At 57.7% G+C, this 7,794-nt stretch carries 5 protein-coding genes; 2 read left to right on the top strand and 3 right to left on the bottom strand.

All coding sequences use genetic code 11. From position 1 onward, the window contains the following. Positions 1–119 precede the first annotated feature (119 nt). Positions 120–1,076, top strand: coding sequence for an alpha/beta hydrolase (locus ACA054_RS23310; RefSeq protein WP_497686361.1), 957 nt, complete (start codon positions 120–122; stop codon positions 1,074–1,076). Positions 1,077–1,249: 173 nt separating this feature from the next. On the opposite strand, the gene ACA054_RS23305 is transcribed toward ACA054_RS23310, so the two are convergent. Next, positions 1,250–3,589 (bottom strand): T6SS phospholipase effector Tle1-like catalytic domain-containing protein, encoded by a 2,340-nt coding sequence (locus tag ACA054_RS23305; RefSeq protein WP_497686360.1) that lies wholly within the window; start codon positions 3,587–3,589, stop codon positions 1,250–1,252. Beyond that, entirely contained in the window at positions 3,577–4,092 is a 516-nt protein-coding gene (tli1a, locus tag ACA054_RS23300; RefSeq protein WP_497686359.1) for a Tli1a family immunity protein, read from the bottom strand. The genes ACA054_RS23305 and tli1a overlap by 13 nt, the downstream gene beginning before the upstream one ends. Positions 4,093–4,777: 685 nt before the next feature. Between tli1a and ACA054_RS23295 the strand changes: the two genes are divergently transcribed. Continuing rightward, the gene (locus ACA054_RS23295; protein WP_497686358.1) at positions 4,778–5,116 is read left to right on the top strand and encodes a DUF6124 family protein; all 339 of its coding nucleotides are present in this window, start codon (positions 4,778–4,780) and stop codon (positions 5,114–5,116) included. A 152-nt stretch (positions 5,117–5,268) separates the two neighbouring features. Here the strand turns inward: ACA054_RS23295 and ACA054_RS23290 are convergent, their stop codons facing one another. Then, on the bottom strand, positions 5,269–7,752 hold the full coding sequence (locus ACA054_RS23290) for a TonB-dependent siderophore receptor (RefSeq protein WP_497686357.1): 2,484 nt from the start codon (positions 7,750–7,752) through the stop codon (positions 5,269–5,271). Positions 7,753–7,794: the final 42 nt, after the last annotated feature.

The following is a 7,794-nucleotide window of genomic DNA, read 5'->3' as shown; positions in this document are numbered from 1 at the left end:
GGCTGGCAGTCCGCTTTCGTCGGAACGCCGCCCGGAGCCGGCTCGCTCCCACAGGTCTTCATCCGAATCAAGATGTTCTGTTGCTCGATTTTTGACCTCTTTGTGTAAAAGGATCCCCCATGGCCCTACTGCCAGAACTTGAAGCTTTCCTCGAACTCGCCGAGTTCGGCCGCCTCACCGGCAAAAGCCGCCCCATGCACGAACAGACCCCGCAACAGGCGCGGATCGACTTCGAGGCATCTTCCGGGTTCCTCGACGTGCCGCTGGACAATATCGCTTGCGACAACTTCACCATCACCGCCCGCGACGGCCACAGCCTGTTGGCGCGCCTATACCGCGACGGCCAAACGCTCGACAGCCTGCAACCGGTAATCCTGTATTTCCACGGCGGCGGCTACGTGGTCGGCAGCCTCGACTCCCACGATGCACTGTGTCGACGCCTGGCGGCCCAGGGCGGTTTTGCCGTATTGACCGTGGATTATCGCCTGGCCCCCGAATGGCGTTTCCCAACCCCGGTGCAGGACGCCTGCGACGCCGGCAACTGGCTGGCTCGCGAAGGCGCGACCCGCGGCCTGGATGCCACGCGGGTGGCCCTGGCCGGTGACAGCGTCGGCGCGACACTAGCCACGGTGTTGTCGATAATCGCCGTACGCGAGCCAGAGGAACTGGCGCTGAAACCCAAGGCGCAACTGCTGGTGTACCCCGTGACCGACGCCACCACTTATCGCGCCTCACACCGGGATTTTGCCGAGGGTTTCTTGCTGGAAACCCCGACCCTGGACTGGTTCTACGCCCACTACGCACGCACGCCTGCGGACCTGGCCGACTGGCGCTGCTCGCCGCTGCTGGCCGATGACCTATCGGGTTTGGCGCCGGCGCTGGTGTACCTGGCCGGCTATGACCCGTTGCATGACGAAGGGATGGCCTATGCCGAGCGGTTACGTGCTGCGGGGAATGAGGTGACGTTGCTGGAACAACCGGGCATGACCCATGACTTTTTGCGCATGGCAGGGTTGGTGAGTGAGGTGGAAGGGATTCATGCGCAAGTGGCGGGGTGGGTACGTTCGCGGTTGTGATCTGAAATGAACAAGGCCGCCATCTCCATAAAAGGGATGGCGGCCTTTTTGTGTCCGGCGCAAGGTTTTTTGGTGGGGCGACTTTCGCCTTCGCGAGCAGGCTCGCTCCCACAATTGAACTGTTTGCAACCTGGGTTTTGGATTTGCCGAACATCTCCTGTGGTAAGACCCCATCAGGTCAGCTCGAACAAGTTGCCCGACGCGCGCAACATGGCGGTGACGCGATCAATGCGCTGCGCGTAGTCTTCTGAAGCAATCTGCCATTTCAGCCCGGTCACCAACTCGCCAATGTGCGCGGTAGGTTGCAAAAGTTGCTCGGCACCGGGCAGGAACGGCAGGGCCAGGCCGCTGGCCTTGTCGATGACCTGGTAGCCAATGGTTGCCCCGCCAATACCCGCCGCCAACCCGCCGACCCCTCCCAGTGCACCGCCGCGCTTGATGCCATACACCGTGGCCCCGGCCAGCATCGCCACACCCAATACCCGTCCAGCCACCACTACCGGCGACAGCTCGCGGCTGTTTTCATTGCCGAAGTAGGTCATGCGATAGAAGAAGTAACCGGCCCACAGCTCCCGGGATTTAAGCTTGTCATGCATGAACCATGCGCGTGAATCGTGCACCTGGTCATCGAACAGCGCCACCAACAGGGCCATGACCGGATCCTTGCTCGGCGTACCCCAGCCATCACTAAATAGTTGCTTGGCACGTCGCTCGCCCGCTTCACGAATAGCCGCGTGGTCCCGTGCCTCGTCGTTCTCATTGAGCAGGTAGATCGTGTCGCGCAACAGCACATCGGTGATCTCGGCGCTCCAGTGGGTCTGCTCGCGTTTGAGGCCCCGGTAGTCGCGCTTGAATTCGGCGGCGGCCTGGCTGAGCTGGGTCTTGTCGATCTGTGGCTCATAGATCGGCGGGCCGGGATGATTTGTTGCCGCTTGAGGTGATTTCAGGCGATTTCCCAGGGCGATATCTTGCTGTTTCTTATAGTTCTCACGCCCTTTATCGACTTCGTAGCCTGTTACCTCGTTGGCCTGGGTGAAGAAAAGCTGATGCTTGTAACTGTCGTTATCCAGCGGGTCATTGGCATAACGGCCAATTCGCCAGCCGGTGATCCAGCCCAACTGATCGGCCAGGGTGTCTTCCACGTTGGTGCTCAGTTGTTGTGGCTGATAATCCGAAGGTGAGGTGCTGGAGGGGGCTTCGGTGGCTATGCCGGGGAGGGTTTGGCGCCAGGCGTTGAAGCGTTCGATTACTTGGGAGTTAATGTCGAACTCCTCTTTTGCATCCAGCCCAAGCATCCGCCACGCCTTCTCAGTGCGTAAAGTGTTCGGCAATGCAACCTCCGGAACTTGCAATGGCGCACCCGCAGCAAAGGCTTCGGCATACATGTCGTGCAGGGCGATTTGCGACACCAGCTCACTGGTACCACCGCGCGCCTTACCCTGATCATTTTGCGGGTAGCCACCCCCGACATCGGAGTGCACGCCGGGGTACACCACTTCATAGGTATTGGCCGGGTATTGGCCATTCTCGTTGCGGATCGAATCGAGCGGAAAACACGCACGCTGTTCGAAAGACGCAACGAAATGCCGGCAGCATTTGACCAGCTCCGGAAAGGTTTTCGCCTCCGGCAACAACTGGCTGTCATCGGCCCAGTCCATGTGCCCGGCAAAAAATGGCGCTACGTTAGCGATGCCCACTGAGGCCACGGTGTCCAGTACGCCAAGGAATTCGACGCTCACCGGCAGGCCGATGAGGCTCTGTGACGGTAGTTCCGCCCCCTCCGGTGTATCGAACAACTGACTGAGCCAGGTGACGAAGGTGCGGGCTTCTGCTGCGCCGCGGGAGAAACCGTATATGTACAGCTTGACGCCCAATACCTTGGGTGTGGCCCGCTCCACGCGGTCTAGCAAGGTACCGAGCACTTCTTTCATCACCCGCCGCCGCTTGCTGGGGCCAGCTCTAAACATCAGTGGGGCTTTCCAGGTGCTCATAGAGTCGACAGCTTTCGTACGACGATCCTGAGATAGCGGAGTTCTGTTAAGCGCCGTATGCAAAGCGTCAAAGACGGAAACCAGAGCCCAGTTGATACGATCTTCACCGCCTGTGGCATATTTCAGCCCGTCTTCGCTGTAGTCCAATTCGCCTATTTCAGGGAAGGGCGTGCCTACACCGGGCATATAATAGGAAAAGTAACCACTCTTTTTGGCCTCAGTGCCTTGAAGCGAGGCATGGAACAGCTTGGCGATGTTGCTTGGGTGATTGTTTTTGGTGTCGTTGTTGTCATTGTTATTCGTGCCATCGAAAAACAGACTGATGTGCAGGCTGTGGCAACAACAGAAAAGTTGTGAGCGCCGCCCTTGAGCATCAGGTGTCCGTTGGAAGCGATTCTCCTCATAAGTGTGTTTTTGATAATTTTGTGTGACGACCCGAACATCCACCGGAAGACGCCCCTCTAAAGGGAATGCTGGTGGTGCCCAAGCTTTAGATATTGAGTTGTTTTTTATTTTTGGCATACAGCTGGCTCCTTCATCTGCATAGGTTCATTGATTGGATAATTCGGTTGGCCATGTACCGCGCAGGCGGTAGTAACCTTCACGCGATTGCAAGTTAAAAAATGCACCTTCAGGTCACATGACTCTGTACCTGGCCATGCTGGAATATCTACGGTTGTACTATAAAGTCTATATTTAGCTTTGTGTTTTATTATAAAATTTCTAAACTCATTTGTTCCTAAAGGTGGAGAGTCAGCAAAAGGCTCAGGATCAACTTCCCATTCAATATGAGCCTTCAAACCAGGGCGCCATTTGGTTGGCATAATAATGCAGCACGAACTTCCCCCTCCGCCATGAGCTCGATAGCCGTTCACCGATAACCAGTTGATAGCATGGACTGTATGATTGACGGCTTCTATATTACCGCCTGCCATCTTGTTATCCGCAGGAGTGCACCCAAGCACCGTAAATGCCACCCCGCCCAGCAACCATAGCCGCCTTTCTTTCCTTCTCATCGTTTGCATTACTTTCAACTCCTGCGCTTAAAATCAGAAACCCAAGGTTTTGGCGATTTTGGTGGAAAGACCGGAGCTGGATTGTTCATGTTCAGACTTCCCTGGCCTGGATAAGCGTTCAGCGTGGTGCCCTTTTCACCCGCTGTTAAGACTTGAAAACCTCTCAAAAAGTAAACAGGCGGGGATATAGGAAATATCTACGGCGCGTGTAGGATTGGTCTCTGTGTCGTAGCGCTTTTGATGTAGGATTTTTTACGGGCTTTTCGAAGGGGAGGGGAACAGCGACTTTGGACGGGGCAGATCGAGCGCGGATTGATCTCTTTTCACAGCTCTCCCGTGGATAGGTTCAAGTCTGTTTAATAGCCCCACCCAGTTACTTCATGAAAGCCACAGCACCTTGCGTCGTCGCCTACAGTTACTCCAGAATCCGCCGGCTTGTGCGCCTTGGGGCTGCCCAGTAACTTGGTTCGTGTCACTGATTGTCAGTGATCGGGTTTAGTAGCCCGGCTAGTTATCCTCGGTTGTACAGGTGTCATTCAGTCAGGCATATGCCTGCACTTGATGGTGGCTGTGCGCATGGCGCCTTCGGGCGCGCCGGGTTTTGGGTGACTTTACCGGTCTACTAACTTGCGCACAGCTACCACCCTTTCGTGTAGTAGCGAGATGGTCGTGGCCCTTTCTGGAGAAAACACCCATGTTCAAGGTCACACCGAATCCACCGGACCCCGATCCGACATCCTCGTCAGAAAATTCCGACTCAGATAATTCCAACGACCGCATCCCCTCGGCTGCCGACATCCAGGCCACCCCGCGCAAGCTCTGCAGCATGTTCATCGTCAACCCTGAGCTCGATGTCGAAACGCTGCTGGCCCACGCCTGTGAGTCGCTGGCTTCGGCCAATGTCATGGCGTTGGATTTGGCGGATCATATGGAAGGGCCGAGCCGCAATTCCCTGTTGGGGATTGCCCAGGTCATCATGCTGGGGGAGTTGGCGGTGAACCGGGCGCTGGACCGAATCGATCCGCCTGAGTAGAAGATCAAAAGATCGCAGCCTTCGGCAGCTCCTACAGGTGTACGTATTCCCCTGTAGGAGCTGCCGAAGGCTGCGATCTTTTGATTTTGAAATAACGCCCGTAAAAAATGCCCGTATCTCTTAATACGGGCATTTTTCATTTCAGCTCAGCCTCAGAAGTCGTACTTCGCCGTGATCTGCATGTTGCGCGGTTCGCCGTAGAAGGTGGTGCCGAAGTTGCCAAGGCCGGTCAGGTAGCGCTTGTCGAAGACGTTGTAGGCGTTGACGGTGAAGCTCAGGTGGTCGTCGTACTGGTAACGGGTCATCAGGTCGACGAGGGTGTAGCCACCTTGCTTGAGCATGGTGCTGCCGCCTTCGCCACCGCCTACGTTAGGGCTGTAGCTCTGGCCGTAAAACGCGCTCTGCCAGCTGACACCACCACCGACGGTGACCTGGTCCAGCGCGCCGGGCAGGCGGTAAGTGGTGAAGGTGCGCACCACGTGTTCCGGCTTGCTGGTGGCCAACGGGAAACCGAAAATGCGTTGATGGTCCTTGTCGCGAGTACGGGCATAGGTGTAGCCAGCCGATACGTTCCAGTCCTGTGCCAGTTCGCCGGCCAGTTCCAGTTCAACGCCGTTGGTGGTGGCACCGTCGACGGCTTTGTAAATGCCGTCACCGGTAATCTCATTGGTGCCGATCGACTCAGCAACGTTGTCTTGCTCGATGCGGAAGAAGGCCAGGCTGGCGTTGAGTTTGCCTTCGAAGTAGGCCGCTTTCAGACCGGTTTCGTAGCTGTCACCTTCAACTGGGTCCAGGGTCTTGCCATCGGCGTCCTTGTTGATTTGTGGCTGGTAAATGCTGGTGTAGCTGGCGTAGACCGAGTAGGTATCGTCCAGGTCATAGACCACGCCGGCGTAAGGCGTTACGACGCCGTGTTCCTTGTAGCTGGCGTGGGTGTCGGCCAGGCCGGCGCCCGGGTAGTAGGTGTAATCCTCGTTGTACTTGTAGGTACTTACGCGGCCGCCGAGGATGAACGACAGGTCGTCGGTCGGACGCAGGCGCGTGGCCAGGTAGGCGCCATTCTGGCTCAGGGTGCGTTCGTACTTGCCGTTTTTCGGGAAGTCCGGTTTCGCGATATGGCCCGTCCAGTCAAAGATGTTGCCCGGTACAAGTCCATCGGAGTCGGTGGGGGTACCATAGGTTGCGCCAGTCTGACGGGAGTGGGCTGCCATGAAACCCGCCACAAGTTCATGTTCGCGACCGCCCAGGGAGAACGGGCCGGTGACGTTCACGTCAGCGGTGTTCTGCACGCGATGGCCTTCCCAGTGCCCCTGGTAAAAGAACATGCCTTCGCCGGTGTCGCGGTTCGGGTAACCACCGCTGGCCGAGGCCAGTTGAGTATCGTGATCGGTGGTTTTCTGGTCGAAGCTGGCCTTGAATTTCCAGTCATTGGCCAGCGCTTGCTCCAGGGACGCGAAGTAGGTGGTGCTGTCGAAATCACGACGGCTCCAGTCGGCGCCCGGGTTGAAGCCGCGGGAGAAGTTGGTCTTGCCGCCGTCGGCGTAGTAAACCGTGTTACCGGTCCAGGAGCTGCCGCGCGGAGTGGCGCTGGACTTGTCGACGCCCAGGGTGAGCAGGGTATCGTCGGTCAGGTCGGCTTCGAGAACACCGTAGTACAGGTCTCTCTTCTGGCTGTAGTGGTCGATGTACGAATCTTTGTCCGACAAGGCGCCGACAAAGCGGCCGCGCACGTTGCCGGATTCGGTCAGCGAGCCGGAGATATCGCCTTCGGTGCGGTAGCTGTCCCAGTAACCGGCGGTGGCGCTGACGGAAGCCTTGAACTCCTTGGTCGGCTTTTTACGCACAAGGTTGACGGTGGCGGACGGGTCGCCGGCGCCGGTCATCAGGCCGGTTGCGCCTTTGATGACTTCGACGCGGTCGAGATTGGCAGCGTCGTCGGTGTTGTTCGGGTTTTCACCGTACACGCCGTCGTAGGGGATGTTGACGCCATCGTACTGAAAGTTGGTGATGGCAAAGCCCCGTGCGGAAAATTCGGTACGGTCGCTGTCGTACTTCTGGGACGTGATACCGGGGGTATTCTTCAGCGCATCGCCAACGCTCTGTACGCCGCGATCATCCATCTGCTGACGGGTGACCACGGTCACCGACTGCGGCGTTTCACGAATGGTCAGCGGCAACTTTGTAGCGGTGGTGGTGGCGCCTGTGGTGTAGGAGCCAGTGTCTTCAGTGGTCAGGCCCAGGGCCTGGCCGGAAATGGTGGTGGCGCCCAATTGCAGGCTCGACGAGCCGCCAGACACCAGCGTCACGCTGTTGCCGTTGATCTGGAACGAAATGCCGGTGCCCTTGAGCATCTCGGCCAGGGCCGCGGAAGGTTCCAGCGAGCCGGACACCGCACGGGACTTGATGCCGGCCACCTGATCCGGGCTATAGAGGATCTGCAGGTTGGTCTGCATGCCCAGTTGAGTCAGTGCGCTGGACAGCGGCTGAACCGAGATACTCACTTTTACAGGTGCTGCGTTGGCCATCGTGCTCCCCAGCAACGTGGCGGTCAGCAGAACGCTGGTCAACAGGGTTTTATGCAGTGACGGGCGCTGTACGGCCAGCGCGAGAGGTGTACGGCGTGGAAGAGATCGCATTACTTGCCTGTGCTCCTGAAAAGTGTCGTGCAGAGTTTTTGT

This window comes from Pseudomonas sp. LBUM1653 (assembly GCF_059716115.1).
This window is presented reverse-complemented; position numbering and strand designations above follow the sequence as displayed.